General features: G+C 60.3%; 18 protein-coding genes. 11 read left to right on the top strand and 7 right to left on the bottom strand.

Annotated elements, in window-relative coordinates:
• Positions 1-11: 11 nt before the first annotated feature.
• Positions 12-815, bottom strand: a complete 804-nt coding sequence (locus JNB85_RS10570) for a helix-turn-helix transcriptional regulator (RefSeq protein ID WP_220334276.1) — start codon at positions 813-815, stop codon at positions 12-14.
• A gap of 191 nt (positions 816-1,006) precedes the next feature.
• Here JNB85_RS10570 and JNB85_RS10565 point away from each other — a divergent pair, with 191 nt between their 5' ends.
• From JNB85_RS10565 to JNB85_RS10545, 5 genes are all read left to right on the top strand, one after another.
• Positions 1,007-2,098 (top strand): ABC transporter ATP-binding protein, encoded by a 1,092-nt coding sequence (locus JNB85_RS10565; protein WP_220334275.1) that lies wholly within the window; start codon positions 1,007-1,009, stop codon positions 2,096-2,098.
• 22 nt (positions 2,099-2,120) lie between these two features.
• A complete protein-coding gene (locus tag JNB85_RS10560; RefSeq protein ID WP_220334274.1) occupies positions 2,121-3,284 on the top strand; it encodes a polyamine ABC transporter substrate-binding protein in 1,164 nt (387 codons plus the stop codon).
• An 82-nt stretch (positions 3,285-3,366) separates the two neighbouring features.
• Entirely contained in the window at positions 3,367-4,233 is an 867-nt protein-coding gene (locus JNB85_RS10555; protein ID WP_220334273.1) for an ABC transporter permease, read from the top strand.
• Positions 4,233-5,045 carry an ABC transporter permease gene (locus JNB85_RS10550; protein ID WP_220334272.1) on the top strand — a complete coding sequence of 271 codons (813 nt, stop codon included), beginning with the start codon at positions 4,233-4,235 and terminating at the stop codon, positions 5,043-5,045. Before JNB85_RS10555 ends, JNB85_RS10550 begins: the two co-directional genes overlap by 1 nt.
• Positions 5,046-5,058: 13 nt before the next feature.
• Positions 5,059-5,820: an SDR family NAD(P)-dependent oxidoreductase gene (locus JNB85_RS10545; protein ID WP_220334271.1), complete on the top strand. Its 762-nt coding sequence runs from the start codon at positions 5,059-5,061 to the stop codon at positions 5,818-5,820.
• On the opposite strand, the gene JNB85_RS10540 is transcribed toward JNB85_RS10545, so the two are convergent.
• The 6 genes from JNB85_RS10540 to JNB85_RS10515 form a co-directional block, all read right to left on the bottom strand.
• A complete protein-coding gene (locus tag JNB85_RS10540) occupies positions 5,817-6,860 on the bottom strand; it encodes an L-idonate 5-dehydrogenase (RefSeq protein WP_220334270.1) in 1,044 nt (347 codons plus the stop codon). The two genes, JNB85_RS10545 and JNB85_RS10540, sit on opposite strands and share 4 nt — an antisense overlap.
• A gap of 9 nt (positions 6,861-6,869) precedes the next feature.
• Positions 6,870-8,276, bottom strand: a complete 1,407-nt coding sequence (locus tag JNB85_RS10535; protein ID WP_220334269.1) for a TRAP transporter large permease — start codon at positions 8,274-8,276, stop codon at positions 6,870-6,872.
• Between the two features lie 4 nt (positions 8,277-8,280).
• The gene (locus tag JNB85_RS10530; protein WP_220334268.1) at positions 8,281-8,853 is read right to left on the bottom strand and encodes a TRAP transporter small permease; all 573 of its coding nucleotides are present in this window, start codon (positions 8,851-8,853) and stop codon (positions 8,281-8,283) included.
• A 60-nt stretch (positions 8,854-8,913) separates the two neighbouring features.
• Positions 8,914-9,888: a sialic acid TRAP transporter substrate-binding protein SiaP gene (locus tag JNB85_RS10525; RefSeq protein WP_220334267.1), complete on the bottom strand. Its 975-nt coding sequence runs from the start codon at positions 9,886-9,888 to the stop codon at positions 8,914-8,916.
• Between the two features lie 23 nt (positions 9,889-9,911).
• Positions 9,912-10,670, bottom strand: a complete 759-nt coding sequence (locus JNB85_RS10520; protein WP_220334266.1) for a FadR/GntR family transcriptional regulator — start codon at positions 10,668-10,670, stop codon at positions 9,912-9,914.
• A gap of 190 nt (positions 10,671-10,860) precedes the next feature.
• Positions 10,861-11,715, bottom strand: a complete 855-nt coding sequence (locus JNB85_RS10515; RefSeq protein ID WP_220334265.1) for a helix-turn-helix domain-containing protein — start codon at positions 11,713-11,715, stop codon at positions 10,861-10,863.
• A gap of 102 nt (positions 11,716-11,817) precedes the next feature.
• Here JNB85_RS10515 and melA point away from each other — a divergent pair, with 102 nt between their 5' ends.
• The 6 genes from melA to JNB85_RS10485 all read left to right on the top strand — a co-directional run bounded on the left by melA (position 11,818) and on the right by JNB85_RS10485 (position 18,139).
• Complete coding sequence (gene melA, locus JNB85_RS10510; RefSeq protein ID WP_220334264.1) at positions 11,818-13,134, top strand: alpha-glucosidase/alpha-galactosidase; 1,317 nt, start codon at positions 11,818-11,820, stop codon at positions 13,132-13,134.
• 196 nt (positions 13,135-13,330) lie between these two features.
• Positions 13,331-14,125, top strand: a complete 795-nt coding sequence (locus tag JNB85_RS10505) for a DeoR/GlpR family DNA-binding transcription regulator (RefSeq protein ID WP_220334263.1) — start codon at positions 13,331-13,333, stop codon at positions 14,123-14,125.
• Positions 14,122-15,084, top strand: a complete 963-nt coding sequence (locus JNB85_RS10500; protein WP_220334262.1) for an N-acetylglucosamine kinase — start codon at positions 14,122-14,124, stop codon at positions 15,082-15,084. Before JNB85_RS10505 ends, JNB85_RS10500 begins: the two co-directional genes overlap by 4 nt.
• A 27-nt stretch (positions 15,085-15,111) precedes the next feature.
• Positions 15,112-16,368, top strand: a complete 1,257-nt coding sequence (locus tag JNB85_RS10495; protein WP_220334261.1) for an ABC transporter substrate-binding protein — start codon at positions 15,112-15,114, stop codon at positions 16,366-16,368.
• Positions 16,365-17,282, top strand: coding sequence for a carbohydrate ABC transporter permease (locus JNB85_RS10490; protein WP_220334260.1), 918 nt, complete (start codon positions 16,365-16,367; stop codon positions 17,280-17,282). The genes JNB85_RS10495 and JNB85_RS10490 overlap by 4 nt, the downstream gene beginning before the upstream one ends.
• Positions 17,282-18,139 (top strand): carbohydrate ABC transporter permease, encoded by an 858-nt coding sequence (locus JNB85_RS10485; RefSeq protein ID WP_220334259.1) that lies wholly within the window; start codon positions 17,282-17,284, stop codon positions 18,137-18,139. The genes JNB85_RS10490 and JNB85_RS10485 overlap by 1 nt, the downstream gene beginning before the upstream one ends.
• The last annotated feature ends 2 nt before the right edge of the window (positions 18,140-18,141 follow it).

The following is an 18,141-nucleotide window of genomic DNA, read 5'->3' as shown; positions in this document are numbered from 1 at the left end:
GCAGCAATCGCTCAGCTCAGATTTTTCAGATAGAGCGAGAGCAGCTGCGTCTGCGAAGAGATACCGAGCTTGCGGTAGACATTCCGGCGGTGGACCTTCACCGTTCCCGTCGAAATGTTGAGCCTCAGGCCGATCGATTCCGACGAATGGCCCTGCAGCACCAGTTCGACGATTGCCGTTTCCCGGCTCGTGAGGTTGAGATCGTGCCAGACGGTATCGGCGCGCGGGATGCTCTCGCTTTTGCGGCGGCTCTTGCCCCTTGCGGCAAGCTGGCCATCGAAGCGCGGCGCGAGCCTGGCCCAGTAATGTTTCACCATGCTGGCCACGAGCGGCTCGACCTTTTTCAGCGTCGAAAATTCAGCGGGTGGAAAAACACCGGTCTTTTCCCGCCGCATCAGCGAAAGGACGACAGTAATATCGCCATCGATGGGCACGAAGAAGCCGATTTCCTCGGCAAGTCCGGTCTGAACGTAATAGGTGCGGTAATATTCGCTGGAGAAGAACCGATCCGGCGCCAGTTCACGCATCCTAAAGACCCCTTCACGACGTTCACGAGCGGTATGATAGAAGGGGTCGAGCAGATAAGGACCGGCCTGATACAGTGTGACGAAAACAACGTGCTCTTCGCGATCGAAGGTGCTGTAGAGATCGATCGGCCGCTCTTTGCCGCGATAGGCAAAGACGACGACATAGTCGAAGCGCACGAGCGCGGCCATCATCTGGCGGAAGGTGTCGCCGAAGCCCGCATCCGTCATGGCTGATTTGCCAACGGTGGCATTGAAAGCGGCAAACAGCGTTTCCAGATCGATGCTCACTAGCCCTCCCCTGTGCCGTTCCGCGCAATCTCACGCAGTTGAGATATACACCTTCCACGAAACACTGTGTGCCTAAATACCTCTCTCGGGGTATATACCGTGCAGGACGCCCAGGCTTACTCTTTTCTTAACGACGGTGGCAATAAGAGCAGCGATAGACTGCCATTCCAAACCAACCGCAGGGAACAGACGTGGCATCCGCTTCGACGAACGATATCGAATTCCGTTCGGTCACGAAAAACTATGGCGCCGTGACCGCCGTAACGGACATCAACCTCACTGTGCCGAAGGGCGCCTTCCTGGCGCTGCTTGGGCCTTCCGGCTGCGGCAAGACGACCTGCCTGCGCATGATCGGCGGCTTCGAGCAGCCGAGCGAAGGCACGGTGCTGATCGACGGGCGCGAAATGAACGGAGTTCCCGCCTATCGCCGCCCGGTCAACATGGTCTTCCAGCACTACGCGCTGTTCCCGCATTTCAATGTCGAGCAGAATGTCGCCTACGGGCTCAAACAGATGCGCCCGAGGATCGGGTCGGCAGAGATCGACCGCCGTGCCGCCGAGGCGCTTGAAATGGTCCGGCTCGGCGGCTTTGCCAAGCGGCGGATCCATGAAATGTCGGGCGGCCAGCAGCAGCGCGTGGCGCTCGCTCGCGCTATCGTCAACCGCCCCTCTGTCCTACTGCTCGACGAGCCCCTGGCCGCACTCGACAAGAAGCTGCGCTCGGCGATGCAGATCGAGTTGCAGACCCTGCAGCGCGAACTCGGCATCACCTTCGTCCTCGTCACCCACGACCAGGAAGAGGCGCTTTCGATGGCCGACGTCGTCTGCGTGATGAGCGCCGGCCGCATCCGTCAACTCGGTAGCCCACAGGAGGTCTATGACCGTCCGGCCGACCTTTTCGTCGCGGATTTCGTTGGCAAGACGAACCGTATCGCCGCGGCAATGGAAGCGGATGGTACGACGCTCCGGTTGGCCAATGGGACAGCGATCGCCAGCGGCAAGCGGCTGGCGTCGGGCGAGGTTATAGCGGCCCTCCGCCCCGAGGCGATCCATCTGACGCGCAAGGCTGCGTCATCAGGCGCGTCGTTCAAGGGAACCGTGACGCATCGTATCTTCCTCGGCTCGTCCGCCGAATATGCGGTCAGCGTTCCGGGGCTTGGCGACTTCCTGATCACAGCAGACCGCCGCAGCATGAACGAGAGCGATCTCGTGGAACCGGGCGAGGAGGTTTTCCTCGGTTTCGACCCCGCCGCCATCCATGTCTTTCCAGCATCGAATGCATAAACCAAAACAAGGGAACAGCATCATGAGCAAGGATTATAAGGACAATCTGCCCATTTCCACCGAAGGCTTCATGGATGAGTTCATGCGCCTGAAGCGCGGTTCCGTCAGCCGCCGGCACTTCCTCGGCGTCACCGGCCTGGGGCTTGCGACCGCCGTACTGTCGCGCTTCCCGGGCGCGCTGTCGACGCCTGCCTATGCGGCCGAAGATCTGGGCACGCAGATGTCGATCGCCACATGGCCGAACTATCACGACCCGGCAACCTTCGAGAACTTCAAGGCGGCAACCGGCGTCGCCGTCGAAGTCAACGTCTTCGGTTCGAACGAGGAAATGCTCGCCAAGCTGCAGGCAGGCGCTTCCGGCTGGTCGCTCTTCGTGCCGACCAACTATACGATTTCGACCCATCACAAGCTCGGCCTGATCGACGAGCTCGACCTGTCGAAGATCCCGAACTTCAGCCAGGCAACGGAAAGCCCGCGCTTCACCAAGGAAGGCCAGATCGACGGCAAGACATATGCTGTGCCGAAGAACTGGGGCACAACCGGCTTCTCCGTCAACACCTCAAAGATCAAGACCAAGCTTTCGAGCTGGAAGGACTTCTTCGAGATCGCTCAAACCGAAGCCGATGGCCGCGCCATGGTACATGACTACCAGCTGACGACGATCGGCAGTGCGCTTGTTGCACTCGGCTATGACTTCAACTCGATCAAGGCTGACGAGCTCGCCAAGGCCGAAGAGCTGCTGATCAAGGTCAAGCCGCATCTCTTCGCAATCAATTCCGACTACCAGCCGTCCATGCGCTCGACCGATGCATGGCTCACCATGTGCTGGACCAATGACGGCGCCCAGCTCAACCGCGACATGCCGGAACTTGCCTATATCCTCGGCACCGACGGCGGCGAAATCTGGACCGATTATTACGCGATCCCGAAGGATGCGCCGAACAAGGCTGCCGGTTATGCACTGCTCAACTACCTGATGGACCCGCAGAATGCGGTGAAGGAGCACATCGCCAACGGTGCGCCAACAACCGATAGCCGCGTCATTGCGCTGCTGCCGAAAGAGGTCACATCGAACAAGATCGTCTATCCGGACGAAGCCGCGCTGACACCGCTGGAATTCGGCGCCGCCGTGACGCTCACCGATCCGGGCCGCGCCGAACTGATGGCGCGCTTCAAGTCGGCGTAAGACCATCTCGCATCCCGGCTTCCCCCGACCTGCAGCGGGGAAGCCGGTTCAGCTTTCTGATCCGGTGGATGAAGACCAAGCCATGCCCCTGCCCCATGCCACCAAACGAGGCCTGATCACCGTGGCTCTTGTCGGCCCGGCCTGTGTCTGGCTGTTCGTCTTCCTGGTGCTGCCCTTCATCGCGATCATCGTCTTCGCCTTTGGCGAACGGGCGCCGGAAGGCGGCTATCAGGCGGCTTTTACCTTCGAACAGTTCGCCAATCTCGGCGCGCGCTCGGCAGCCTTCGTCAATACGCTGATCCTGGCGCCGATCGGGGCGGCTGCCTGCCTCACCGTCGCTTACCCGGTCGCCTATTACCTTGCGGTCAAGGCAAGCCCGCAGCGGCGGCTGCTTCTCGTCTCTCTTGTCGTCGTGCCCTTCTGGACCAGTCTGCTGGTGCGCACCTATGCCTGGATGTATCTGCTCGGCGCGCGCGGCATTCCGCACCTGCTCGAATTCGTTGGCATCGAAAATGTCAGGCTGATCAATACGCCCGGCGCCGTGCTGCTCGGCATCGTTTACGGCTACCTGCCGCTGATGATCATGCCGATTTATGTCAGCCTGGAAAAACTGGATCGCCGGCTGCTGGAAGCCTCGGCCGATCTCGGTGCAAAGCCCATCTCGACCTTCTTCGGTATCACTCTGCCGCTATCGCTTCCGGGCGTGATGACAGGCGTTGCGCTGGTAATGATCTTGCTTCTCGGCGAATACCTGATCCCGCAGCTTCTCGGTGGCGGCAAGGTGTTCTTCATCGGCAATGCGCTTGTCGACCTCTTCCTGCAATCGCGCAACTGGCCTTTCGGATCGGCGATTGCCGTCACACTGGTTGCCGTGGTCGTCATCGTGCTGCTTGTCGCCATGCGGATTGCCTGGCGCGTTGCCGGTACCCGGCAGGTGGATCTCATCTGATGCGCGCGCTCGTTACTTTCGTCTATCTCTTCCTCTACACGCCGATTGCGCTCGTCGTGCTCTTCTCCTTCAATGCGGGCCGCAATGCCAGCGAGTTCACCGGCTTCTCGACCCAATGGTATGGCCGGGCGCTGTCGAATACGTTCTTGATGGAAGCGCTGCGCAACAGCCTGATCATCGCTGTCACCAGCGCCGCGTTGGCAGCAATCTTCGGCACGATGGCTGCCATCGGCATGGAGCGGCTCGGCGCCCGGACACGCGCCATCTTCGACGGGCTCTTTGCGGCGGCGATCGTCGTGCCGGGTGTCGTCATCGGCATCGCGACGCTTGTTGCCCTCGTCGAGGTCTTCGGCTTCATCAACCCCGTCGTCGCCGCCCTCTGGCCGGGCGATCAGCCTCCGAAACTCGCGCTCGGTTACGGCTCGATCATTGCCGCGCACGGGCTGTTCACCATGGCACTGGTGACGATGATCGTGAAGGCGCGTATCGCCAGCCTTGGGCGCGATATCGTCGAGGCCTCCAGCGATCTCTATGCGACGCCCTTCACGACCTTCCGGCAGATCGTGCTGCCGCAGATCATGCCATCGATCCTGGCGGGCTTTCTGCTCGCCTTCACCTTCTCCTTCGACGATTTCATCATCGCCTTCTTCGTGGCCGGCTCCAACACGACGCTGCCGATCTATGTCTTCGCCTCCATTCGCCGCGGCGTGACGCCCGAAATCAATGCGATCGCGACAATGGTGCTCGTCGCCTCGCTTGCGCTCATTTTCATCGCGCGCTTCCTGATGCGCGAAAAGACAACGACAAACTGACCGGGGAAATGCCATGATACTGAGAGATCGCGTTGCAATCGTCACGGGCGCAGGCTCTGGCATCGGACGGGCCGGCGCGTTGATCATGGCGCGCGAAGGCGCACATGTGGTCGTCGTCGATATCAATCTTGCAAACGCCGGGGAGACCGTCGGCCTGATTGTCGATGCCGGCGGCAGCGCCGAAAGCCTGGTGGTCGACGTGACCGACGACAAGGCGCTTGAAGCGGGCATTGCAGCGATCGCCACCCACCACGGCCGGCTCGACATCCTGCACAATCACGCAGGCGCGCAGGTTGCCGGCGATCTGGAGCAGGTTGCGGTCGAAGGTTTCGACAAGTCCTGGAGCCTGAATGTGCGGGCGCATTTCATGGCGGCGCGCTTCGTCATGCCGATCATGAAGAAAGCCGGCAAAGGCGTGATCCTGAACACGTCCTCATCATCAGGCGTCCTCTATGACCGCGAAATGATCGCCTATACGACGACCAAACATGCTGTCATCGCCATGACCCGGCAGATGGCGGGCGACTATGCAAAATTCGGCATTCGCGTGAATGCGCTTTGCCCCGGATGGGTCGACACGCCGTTCAATGAGCCGTTCATCGCGCAGATGGGTGGGCGCAGCAAGATTGAAAGCTATATCGCTGAAAAGGTGCCTCTCGGCCGCTGGGCGAATGTTTCGGAGATCGCCGAACCGATCCTGTTTCTCGTTTCAGACCGCTCCTCTTACATGACGGGGCAGATTCTCGTCGTCGATGGCGGAGAGACTGTCGTTTAGACTGACGGGAAGGTCAGTTGCACCTTGCAGGCAAGCGAACGATCGCCGGCAATTTCAAAGGCTGTTACGGCCTCCTCGAGCGGTAGGTTGTGGCTGATGATCGGCCGCACATCGATCTTCCGCCGTGAGATCAGGTCGACCGCAACAGCGAACTCCTCGTGGAAGCGCTGCGTTCCGTGGATGTGCAACTCCTTGCCGACGATGGCGTTGAGAGGTATCGGCACGTCGCCGGAGACGCCGACCTGGACGATGGTGCCGCGCGGCCGGACCGCCGCAATCGCACTATGGATGGCCGGAGCGGCCGCGGAGCATTCGAATACCAGATCGAAATAACCCTTTCCGGCCTGATATTCGGTAAGTGACACTGCATCTCGCGCCACGTTGGTCGTGCGACTGGCACCCATCGCCTTCGCTCGCGCGAGCGCCGCATCGGCAAGGTCAGTGACGACGATTTCGCTTGCCTCGAAATGGCTTGCGACAGCCACCATCAGCGAGCCGATCGGTCCGGCGCCGGTGATCAGAACTTTCTTGCCAGCAATGCCCGGCGCACGCGATGCGGCGTGCAGGCAGACGGATAGGGGCTCGCTGCAGGCCGCTTCTGCGGGCGTCGTCGCAGGCCCGGCTTCAACGCATTGCCTCGCCGGCACCACCAGCCAATCCCGGAACATGCCCTGCTCATGCGGCAGGCGCATTGCGCTGCCCATGAAGCGCATTTCCAGGCAGTGGATGGGCATGCCGATCTCGCAATATTCGCAAGCGCCGCAAGGCTGGCTCGGATTGACGGCGACCAGCGTACCGGTTTTCAGCGTGACGCCTTCACCTGCCAGCTCCACCGTTCCTGATGCTTCGTGGCCGGGTATCATCGGCTCGCGAACCCTGACCGGACCGAAGCCGCCATCCTGGTAATAATGCAGATCGGAGCCGCAGATACCTGCGGCTGCCATCTTCAAAAGCACCTCACCCGGACCGGGAACTGCGACCGGAGCGGTTTCAATCCGCAAATCGCCCTTTGCATAAAGCCGTGCCAGACGGGTCTCCATCACACCCTCCTACTTCAGAAGCCCGAGCTGCTGTGGCAGCCAGAGGGATACGGAGGGAATGAAAGTGATCAGGAGCAAGGCGATGAAGAGCGGTGCCAGCCAGGGCAGGATCGCCATCGTCGTCCGTTCGACGGAAAGCTTCGCGACCCTCGACAGCACGAAGAGCACCATACCGAGCGGCGGATGCAAGAGACCGATCATCAGGTTCAGGGTCATGATGAGGCCGAACTGCACCGGATCGATCCCGAACTTCGCAACGATCGGCAGAAGGATCGGCACGAGGATGGTGATTGCAGCGATCGTGTCGAGGAAACAGCCAACGAACAGCATCAGCAGATTCACCAGGATCAGGAAAATCCACTTATTGTCAGTGATGGATAGGATCGCATCGGACAGAAGCTGCGCGGCCTGGCTGACGGTCAGCAGCCATGCGAAGACCGAAGCAGCAGTGACGATGAAGAGAACGGAAGCCGTCGTCTCGATCGTGTCGAAGCTTGCCTTGGCAAGCGTCGAGAGCGTCATCGTTCGGTAGCGCACAAGGCCGAGGAACAGCGACCAGAGCACAGCCGCGACGGCCGCCTCCGTCGGCGTAAACCAGCCCATGGTCATCCCGCCGATCAGGATGACCGGCGTCATCAGCGCCATGACGGCGGAAAAACGGAAATACCAATCGAGCACCAGAAGCACGGCAAGGGCAATACCCGCCGCAGCGTTCATCGATACGCCTGATCGCGTCATCAGGTAAATCGTCAACGGTACGAGTAGGACGACGATAATCTCCATCCCTGCCGAAAATAACTGTTTGACGTCGAACGGCGCATCGGAGCCCCAGCGCTTCACATAGGCGAAGGCGGCGACTGTGATCATCATCAGCAGCGTCATGACGATGCCGGGCAGAATGCCGGCCATGAAAAGAGCGCCGATCGAGACATTCGCCATCATGCCGTAGATCACGAAGGGTAAGGACGGCGGGAAGATCGGGCCAAGTGTCGCGGATGCCGCCGTTACCCCGACCGCAGCCTCGACCGGATATCCGTGATCTTTCATGGCCTTGATCTCGATCGTGCCGATCCCTGCCGCATCGGCGAGCGCGGTGCCGGACATGCCCGAGAAGATAACCGAACCGATAATGTTGACCTGTGCAAGGCCACCCTTCATCCAGCCGACAAGCGCGACGGCGAAGGAGTAGATGCGGCCGGTGACACCAGCCGAATTCATGAGATTGCCGGCAAGGATGAAGAATGGAACAGCGAGCAACGGAAAGCTTTCGACACCGGCTATCATCCGCTGGGCGACGATGATGTCGGGAGCAACGCCGTAAAGGACAATATAGAGAACGGATGCGACGGCCATCGAGATTGCGACGGGCACGCCGATCAGCATCAACAGCAGAAACGAGCCAAGCAAGAGCAGCATCGGGTCATCCTTCGACGGCGTGGAATTCTTCGGGGCGCTCCAGAACGGAATAGCCGCGGCGCAAATTGGCGATGAAGACAATCACCGCGCGGATCAGCATCAGCACGAAGGCTGCAAGCACGCTGTAGAAGACGATGTTGCGCGGCAGGTCGACGGTGACCATCTGCTCGTCTGCGACGATCTGCACGTAGCGCCACATCAGATAAGAGCCATAGGCGAAGAAGCCGATGCGGACGATATCGACGAAGGTTGCGAGAACGCGCGCAAGGCCAGCCGGCATATAGTGGTAAAAGACATCCACCTGGATGTGGCGTGAGGTGCGCACGCACATGACGGCGCCCAAGAAAACGACGCCGACCAGGCAGTTGACGGCAATTTCCTCGGTCCAGGCATAGCTGTCGTTCAGCACGTAGCGGGTGAAGAACTGCAGGAAAACGCAGCCGGCCATGAGCCAGAAAACGATCAGGGTAATCCAGTCTTCGATAGCGTAATCAGAGACATTGGCGGTGGGCGCATGCCCTTCGAACTCGTGGCCGATTTCCTCGGCAGTGATTGGCGTATGAATTTCTTGCGACATGATCGGCCTTGTTCCGGTTGCGGAAGAAGGGCGCGCAGCGTTCCCGCGCGCCCTCGGCTCTTACTGGATGGCGCGGATCGCTTCCCAATCCGCTTCATCGTAGCCGAAGTCTTCAAACTTGACCTTTTCAGCGACGGCCTTTTCGAAATCGGCCTTGTCGACTTCAGTGACGCTCAGGCCCTTCTCCTTGAAGGTGGCGATCAGGCCCTTTTCCTTGCCTTCGATGGTTTTGGTCGTGCGCTCAGCGGCTTCCTGCATGACGTCGCCGAAGATCTTCTTGTCTTCATCGGAAAGGTTGGCCCAGAGCGTTTTCGAGATCACCGTATTCAGATGATCGACGATATGGCCGGTCAGGCTGATGTTCTTCTGAACTTCGTAAAACTTCTTGGCCTCAATCGTCGTCAGCGGGTTTTCCTGAGCTTCGACCGTGCCGTTCTGAAGCGCGAGGTAGACTTCCGCAAAGGCGATCGGCGTGGTGTTGGCGCCGCAAGCCCTGGGCATGGCGAGATAGGCCGGAACGTCGGGCACACGGATCTTCAGGCCCTGCATATCGGCGCATTTGGCAATCGGCTTGTTGGATGTCGTGTGGCGCGTGCCATAGTAACTGACGGCGGCGATATGGTTGCCGGTCTTGTCCTCATAACCCTTGGCAAGACGCTTGAAGACCTCGCTCTTGGTATAGGCGATCAGGTGTTCCGGGTTGCGGAAAATGTATGGGAAATAGGTGACGCCGATCGGCTTATAGTCGCGGGCGGCAAAACTCGATCCGGAGATGATGATGTCGACCGTGCCGAGCTTGAGGCCCTGGTTGATATCGGCTTCCTTGCCGAGCTGCGATGCCGGATAGACCTCGATCTTGTAACGGCCGTTGGTGCGCTTGTTGATCTCTTCCGCGGCCCAGACGGAATCCGTATGGAACGGTTCCGAGGTTTCGTAGACATGCGCCCATTTCAGCACGGTCTGGGCATGAGCGATCGCCGTCGTCGCCATGATTGCAGCGGCAGTGCAGAGTATCGTCATCAGTTTCAGCTTCATCGGTCTCTCCTCCTGAGATCTCCTTAGATGCCTGCGTTTCCCTTGTTCGACTCGGCCGCATGGCCGCGCCCCTCCTCGCCCGAGAACTCCTCCCCGAAGCTTTCGGAAAACCTCTTCTGCGAATTCGTCAGATGCGTACGCATGGCGGCCCTCGCTCCTGCCGCATTGCCGGCGGCGATCGCGTCGCGGATAGCCCGGTGCTCTTCCAGCGCGGTGCGCCACGACACCGGTCCTTCGAAGTGGCTGGCAAGCTTTTCGAAATACGGCGTCATGCGCATGTCGAACAATTCGCCGGTGACCCGGACCAAGGTTGCGTTGCCGACGATTGCTGCTATGCCGGTATGAAAGGCGCGGTCGGCAACAAGCACGGCGCGCGCATCCTCCACTACGCCGCTCATCGCTTTCAGCGCCTCGTCGAGAACGGCGATGTCCTGCGGTCTGGCGCTCTTTGCGGCCTCCTCTGAGATCGCGCATTCGATGATGGCGCGGGCCTGCAGCAGCTCAAAAGGACCTTCCAACGGTTCGCGTTCGTTACCGGTCGCTTCGGCCGCAGATTTGCGTGTGACGTAGATGCCGGAGCCCATGCGGATATTGATGTAGCCTTCGACCTCCAGCACGATCAGCGCCTCGCGCAGCGTCGGGCGCGAAACCGAAAGTCGCTCCGCAAGGTCGCGCTCGGCCGGCAGCCTCTGGCCGATGGCGAGTTCGCCCCGGATGATCATTATGCGGATCTGATCCGCCACCTGCCTGTAGAGGCGGCGTGATTCGACTGCCGAAAACATTGTGGCCTCCCGGCGCGCTTCTCCTCAAGCGCACAACTGGTCAACTGGCCTGACCAATTGACCTCAAACTATCATCGCGGAAGTTGTGCGTCAATCCGACGCATGCGCTCAGATCGGTCTGCCAATTGATAGGGGAGGCAGATCGTGCCCGGATTTGCAGTCCTCGACCGCGCTCCGATCAAGATACACGCTACGGCTTGTCGAGCGACAGGCGGAACTGTCGCGGTGTCTTGCCGGTTCGCTGCTTGAAGACGTCGTAAAACCGGCTGCTGGAGCCGAAGCCGCAGTCGAGGGCAATCTCTAGGATCGAGTCCTCCGTCTCGGCCAGCCGCTGCATCGCTCGCGCGAGGCGATAACGGGTCAGATATTCCATGACCGAAATGCCAAGCACATCGCGAAACGCCCTGTTGGCGGTGGTTGGATGCACATTGGCGCGCCTTCCAAGTTCCACGAGGCTGAGCGATTCAGAAAAATGCCGGTTGATCAGGTCGGTCAGCACCTCTGAGTGGCGGATGGCGGGACTGACCGGCGTCGCAGCGGCTGCAATGGACGAGCCTCGATCATCGGCGTGATCGAGGATGAGCCTGCGCACTCTAAGCTTGGCCTCGTCGGCGATCAGCTGACGCCGGATGGGATCGCCCCTGCCCCATTCCTCGGCCCAGGCAGACACGGTGAGCGATGTCGTCTCGCGGCGGCGAGGCTCGACAACGAAGGCACCCTGCATGATTGCCTGTCTCGCCTTCTTGTCGATGGAGAGCGCGAGAAAATCGACGAGCGGAAGGTAGACGCAGATGAGCGGCGCTTCCGGCGTCACCAGGATTGTCTGGTGGGGAATGGCCGCCCAGAAGAGAACAAGACGTCCGGCCTCGACCCGCTCCTGCCGTCCATTGAAGAGATAGGTCATGGCACCATCGAGAAGCAGGTTGATCTCGACATGGTCGTGCCAATGCGCGGCGCTCATGGCATCGGCCGTGTGTCGCTCGATCAGGAAGCTCCGCGGCGATCCCGCCCACTCGCCGCTCCTGTTGAAATGATCGTCTCTCATGCGTCCAACGCTTCAATCCGGGAACACTCACTTCAATAGCAGGAAGAAATTCTGATTTGGAAGAGGCACGACTGTGGCAACCTTCATTGGCGGGAGACCGAAATGCCGAAGATTTGCCTCGTGGGTGCGGGCAGCACCGTTTTTGCGCAGAACATTCTGGGGGACGTGCTGTCCACACCCTCGGGCAGCGATTACGTGATCAGCCTCTTTGATATCGACCCGGAGCGGCTGAAGACGTCGGAGATCGTTGCGCGGCGCATCTGTGAGGCGCTCAATCTGCAGAGGGTAAGGGTAGAGGCAACCCTCGATCGTCGCGAGGCGCTGCGCGGATCGGATTTCGTTATTCTGATGATGCAGGTCGGCGGCTACAAGCCTGCGACTGTCACGGATTTCGACGTGCCGAAGCGATACGGCCTGCGGCAGACCATTGCCGATACGCTCGGCATCGGCGGGATCTTCCGTGGACTTCGCACCATTCCGGTGCTGGAGGCGATCTGCCGCGACATGGAAGAGGTCTGCCCCGACGCGCTGCTGATGCAATATGTGAACCCCATGGCGATCAATTGCTGGGCGATCAAGGAATTGGCGCCCAGCGTCCGCACGGTCGGTCTTTGCCATAGCGTTCAGCATACCGCCGCCCATCTCGCCTCCTGCCTCGACGAAGACATCGCCGACATCAATTACATCTCGGCAGGCATCAACCATGTCGCCTTCTTTCTGAAATACGAAAAGCTGCATGCCGATGGCCGGCGCGAAGATCTTTATCCACGCCTGACGGCCATCGCCGGCGAGGGACGCGTGCCGTCCGACGACCGCGTGCGCTTCGATGTACTGAAGCGGCTCGGCCATTTCGTGACGGAATCCAGCGAGCATTTCTCCGAATATACGTCGTGGTACATCAAGGACCGCCGCCCCGAGCTCATCGACAAGCTCAACATCCCGCTCGACGAATATATCAGCCGCTGTGAGCGGCAGATTTCCGAATGGCATGCGCTGCGCCGCGATCTCGAAGGCGACAAGCCGATCGAGGTCTGCCGCAGTAATGAATATGCCGCAGGCATTATCAACGCTGCCGTCACCGGTAATCCCGCACTGATTTACGGCAACGTTCCCAACAATGGTCTGATCGAGAACCTGCCGCCCGAGTGTATTGTGGAAGTGCCCTGCCATGTGGACAGGAACGGAATCCAGCCGACCCGCATCGGCAGGATTCCCTCGCAGCTCGCCGCTGTCATGAAGCTGAGCATCTCGGTTCAGGAACTGACCGTTGAAGCGGCGCTGACAGGCAAGCGCGATCGCATCTATCAGGCCGCACTGCTTGATCCGCATACATCCGCAGAACTCTCGCCCGATGAAATCTGGGGTTTGGTCGACGACCTGATCGAAGCACACGGCGATCTGCTGCCGAAATACCACTGAAGCCGTCAGAGCCCACAACCGCCAGCACGCTACTCATGATGAGGCACGCCATCCCTCGGGAAGGCGTGCTTTTGTTTGTTCTTAAACTCCGCGCTACGATCTCAAAAAATCACAAACGATCAGAATTATGATTGACATTGATCGTATTGAGTGGGAACTTTGACGCAAATAAACGATAAGCAGCAGGGGGCGATCCGTGAATCAGACTGGCGGCGTAAAAACTGACCGGCTCGATGCCATCCGCAGCCATCTCTATGCGAACGGCTTTTCCACCATTCAGGACCTGGCTGATGCAGTCGGCGCTTCGCTCGCGACGGTCCGGCGCGACCTGCAGGTTCTCGAGCAGGACGGCGCGATCGACAGGGTGCACGGTGGGGCCCGCATCGCCGAAGGGTCCTCGGTTGAACTGGCCTTCCAGGAGCGCGAAAAGCGTCATCTTTCAGCCAAGCGTTCGATCGCGAATGCGGCCTATGAAAAGCTTCTGCCGCGCACGGCAATTTTCCTCGATGCCGGCACGACCGTTCTTCAGCTTGCCCGGCTGATCCGCATCAATCCGATGCCGCTGCGCATCTTCACCAACGGCCTGATCGTCGCCCAGGAATTCCTGAACATTCCGCATCTCGAAGTCGTGCTTCTCGGCGGCCATCTGCGCAGTGAAAATGCCTCTCTCGTCGGCCCGCAGGCTGAAGCGATGCTGGAAACGATCTGGTTCGATCAGCTCTTTCTGGGGGCCAGCGCCATCAGCCCGGATGGAGCGATCTATAGTGTCGACAGCGCGGAAGCCAGCCTGAATCGACGCATGCTCGCCCGCTCGGCCAACGGTTATGTTCTCGCCGATTCCTCGAAATTCGGGACGATGGCGACTTACAAGGTCGCGCCGCTGAACGCCGCAAAGCTCATAACCGACAAAGGCCTGGCGCCTCAATGGCGCGCCGAACTCGCGAATTTCGGTGTCGATACGACCTATGCCGAGCTCGGAGCAAAAGAATGAGCGACGAGTTGATCCTTGGCATCGACGGCGGCGGCAGCAAGGTGCTCATCGCATTGGCGGACAAAAGGGGCCGGATTTTACGCACCGCGCTCGGCGGCGGCGTCAATCCAATGGACAACCCCGACTGGCGGCGGGAGCTGGAGCGGCATATCGACCCCTTCCGCAATGAGCCGGGATTGGCCGCTGTCGGCGCTGCCTTGCCTGCTTACGGCGAAGTTGCGCATCTCTCCTCTCTCCAGAAGCGATGCATCGACGAAGCCTTCCCGGACATCCACAGAACCGTCCTCAACGATGTCGATGCCGCCCATCTCGGCGCCTTTGCCGGGCGCCCAGGCATACTCGTTCTGTCGGGGACCGGTTCCATGTCCTGGGCACGCAACGGCGCAGGTGCCTCCGCACGCGTCGGCGGCTGGGGCGATGTGATCGGCGACGAGGGCAGCAGCTACTGGATCGGCCGCGAAGCATTGCACCTTATCAGCCAGAGCCTTGATGGACGCGCCAAACCGACGGCGCTGGCGAAGGCGATCTATGATCACCTCGAGCTCGACATTTCCGATCCGATCAACGCGCTCGGCAGTTGGATCGATGGGCTCGCACGGCCGCGCGCTGGTATTGCCGCGCTCTCGATCCTCGTCGACCGAATTGCCGAGCAGGGTGACGAAGCCGCAATCGGTCTGATTGAAGAGGCAGCCGACGAGCTTGCCAAGCACCACCGGGCGATATCAGACCATTGCGAGAGCGGAACCGACTGGACCTATGCGGGGGGCACCTTTTCCAGCCGTCTCCTGCTCGATGCAGTCGAAAGGCGGATCGGCCGGCAAGCGATCGCACCTGTACTTCCTCCCATTGGCGGCGCGCTCCTGGCTGCCGCCCAACTTCTCGACTGGCCGCTGGACGAGGGCTGGTTCGGGCAAATCGCGGTCGAGGCTGAAGCCGTGATCGCACGATCAGGACAATGACTGTCAACGATAACGAAGGATGGGAACATGCGTAAATTCATATTGCCTTTGCTTGCCTCAGCCGCACTTGCGATTGCCCTGCCTGCCATGGCAGACGACGCCAAGCCGCTTGCCGGCCAATCGATCACGGTGCTGATGCCATCGCCGCAGGGCGCCACGGTAGCGGCCGATTTCGAAGCCGAGACCGGCATCCATGTCGATCTCCAGACCCTCTCCTGGGACGATATCCGTCCGAAGCTGGTAACGGCGCTCGTCGCCGGCACAGCGCCGGCCGACGTCACCGAATTCGACTGGTCGTGGACGGGACAGTTCAGTGCCGCGGGCTGGTACATGCCGCTGAACGATGTGATCGACAAGGATACCGTCGCCGACATCGGCGTCGCCAAGATCTTCACCGTCGACGGCCAGCTGCTCGGCGTGCCCTACACGAACGACTTCCGCGTCATGCTCATCAACAAGAAGCATTTCACGGATGCCGGCGTCACCGAGACGCCAAAGACGCTCGACGCGCTGGTGGCTGCCGCCAAGAAGATCAAGGAAAAGGGCATCTCCACCTATCCGATCGGCCTGCCTCTCTCGGCGACGGAGGGTGCCTCCACCAGCTGGTATCTGCTGACTAAGGCCTTTGGCGGTGAACTCTTCGACAAGGACTTCAAGCCGCTTTTCCTAACCCCCGATTCAGCCGGCTACAAGGCGCTCGCCTTCGAATTGAGCCTGCTGAAGGACGGTCTGGTCGATCCGGCCTCGACGGGTCTCAAAGACAGTCAGATCAACGAGAGCATGTTCGCCCAGGGGCTGACAAGCATCATGATCTCGGGCGAGCCCGGTCGGCTGGGTCAGATGAACGATCCGAAGCAGTCCAAGGTCGCCGGGCAGGTGGAAGCAATCCTCGTGCCGACCGAAAGCGGCCAGACCCGCAGCTTCGGCCTTCCGGAAGCACTCGCGATTCCGAACGTCTCGCAGAACAAGGAAGCGGCAGTCGCTTTCGTCAAATGGTTCACCAGCAAGGAGTTTCAGAAGAAGAACGCGGCAAACGGCTTCCTGCCGACCCGCACTTCCGCCCTCTCCGAACTGAATACGGAAGGCAAGCTCACCAGCGGTGACGCACTTGTCGCACAGTCGAAGACTGTGGAGCCGCTGTTCCAGCAGGGAACGCCGCCGTGGTATCCGCAGTTCTCAAGCGCGGTGAACACGGCGATCAACAGCGCGGCGAAGGATCAGATGACGGTTGATCAGGCCATGCAGGCCATCGCCGACGCCGCCAAGCAGGCCATGGCGCAATGACGACAGTCACCGCCGAAGGTATAGCAGCCAAGCGGAGTGTCGGCTTCAACGCCGACACGATGCTCGGCCTGCTGCTGGTACTGCCGATCCTCGCGACGATGGCAGCTCTGGTCTTCTATCCGATGTGCCGGACAGTCTGGGATTCGCTGCATCGGGTCAATCCGATGCAGGCGGGAACGCCCTTTGTCGGACTGGAGAATTACACCCGCATGCTGTCGGACGGACAGCTGGCGACGACCTGGACGAACACCCTCATCTATGTCGTTCTCGCCGTCGCTGCCGAAACCATCTTCGGCGTGCTGGCTGCAGCGCTCATCAATCAGATGAAGGCCGGGCGCCAATGGGTGCTCGCGGCCGTCATCCTGCCCTGGGCGCTTCCCGGTGTCGTCAACTCCGTCATCTGGCTATGGATCTATCAGCCCGGCGCCGGCCTGTTGAACGGCATTCTCGTCGCACTCGGCCTGCCCTTCGAAAATCATGTCTGGTTCAACGACCGGACGAGCGCGATCATCGCCGTGACCGTCGTGCATATCTGGCGCATGATGCCGCTGACGATCGTCATCGTGCTGGCCGCCATGCAGAGCATCCCGGCGCATCTCTATGAGGCTGCCCGTATCGACGGCGCGACGCGCCTGCAGATGTTCAGCCTGGTCACGCTTCCGCTCGTGCGCAGCGCCATCGCTGTCGCCATGACGAACGCGACGGTCAATGCTTTCAACCTCTTCGACGAGGCCTGGGTGCTTGCCGGATCGAGCCTCGAAACGCGGCCGATCCTCGTGCAGATCTATCTCGAGACGTTCCAGAACCTTCGCTTCTCCTACGGGATGGCGTTGTCGGTGGTCATTACGCTGGTGTCGCTGCTCGTCTCGCTCGTCTACGTCCTCCGCGTCTATCGCAACACACGGTTCGACTGATGAAACCAACCATTCTCTATCGCCTGATGATATGGACGGGTCTTGCCGTGCTGTTGGTCTGGTCGCTCGGCCCGATCTACTGGACGATCGCAAGCTCCGTGACGCCGACGGAAGATTTTTCCACGCGGCCGATCCATTTCTTTCCACAGCATTTCACGCTCGACCATTATTCGCGCCTGCTCGGCATCAACATTGCGCGGATCGGCGGGGTGGAAGTGTGGAAGCAGTTCCGCGCAGCGCTGCTCAACAGCGTGATCACGTCTGCAGCTGCCACGGCTCTCTGCGTCGCGATCTCGGCACTCGGCGCCTATGCATTCACCCGGATGCGCTTTCCCGGGCGTCACCTTCTGTTCGGTGCTGTCGTCGCGACACTCGCCATCCCTGCCTATGCGGTGCTGATCCCGCTCTATCAGATCATGATCAAGATGCATCTGGTCGACACCTATACCGGCGTCTCGCTGATCTATGTCTCGGCCTATCTGCCGCTTTCCCTATGGCTGCTGCGCAGCGTCTTCGAGCAGCTTCCGATCGCGCTCGAAGAGGCCGCACAACTCGATGGCGCGGGTCGCCTCTTCATCTTCTTCCACATCGTGCTGCCACTCGCCGGCCCCGGCCTGACGGCAGCTGCCATCCTCACCTTCCTGGGAGCCTGGGGCCAATATCTCGTTCCCCTGATCTTCTCGCCGCAGGCGACGAAACCCCTGACGGTTCTCATTCCCGAATTCGTCACCAAGAACTTCATCGACTACGGGCTGATCACGGCAAGCGGATCGATTGCCATCGTCATCCCTGCCCTCGTCGTCATCTTTCTCAACCGGTACCTCGTCAGCGGTCTGCTGGCTGGTTCGGTCAAGTAATC

This window comes from Rhizobium mesosinicum (genome assembly GCF_019511345.1).
Lineage (GTDB): Bacteria > Pseudomonadota > Alphaproteobacteria > Rhizobiales > Rhizobiaceae > Rhizobium > Rhizobium mesosinicum.
The sequence above is the reverse complement of the archived record's forward strand: the minus strand, read 5'-3'. Positions and strand labels throughout refer to the sequence as shown.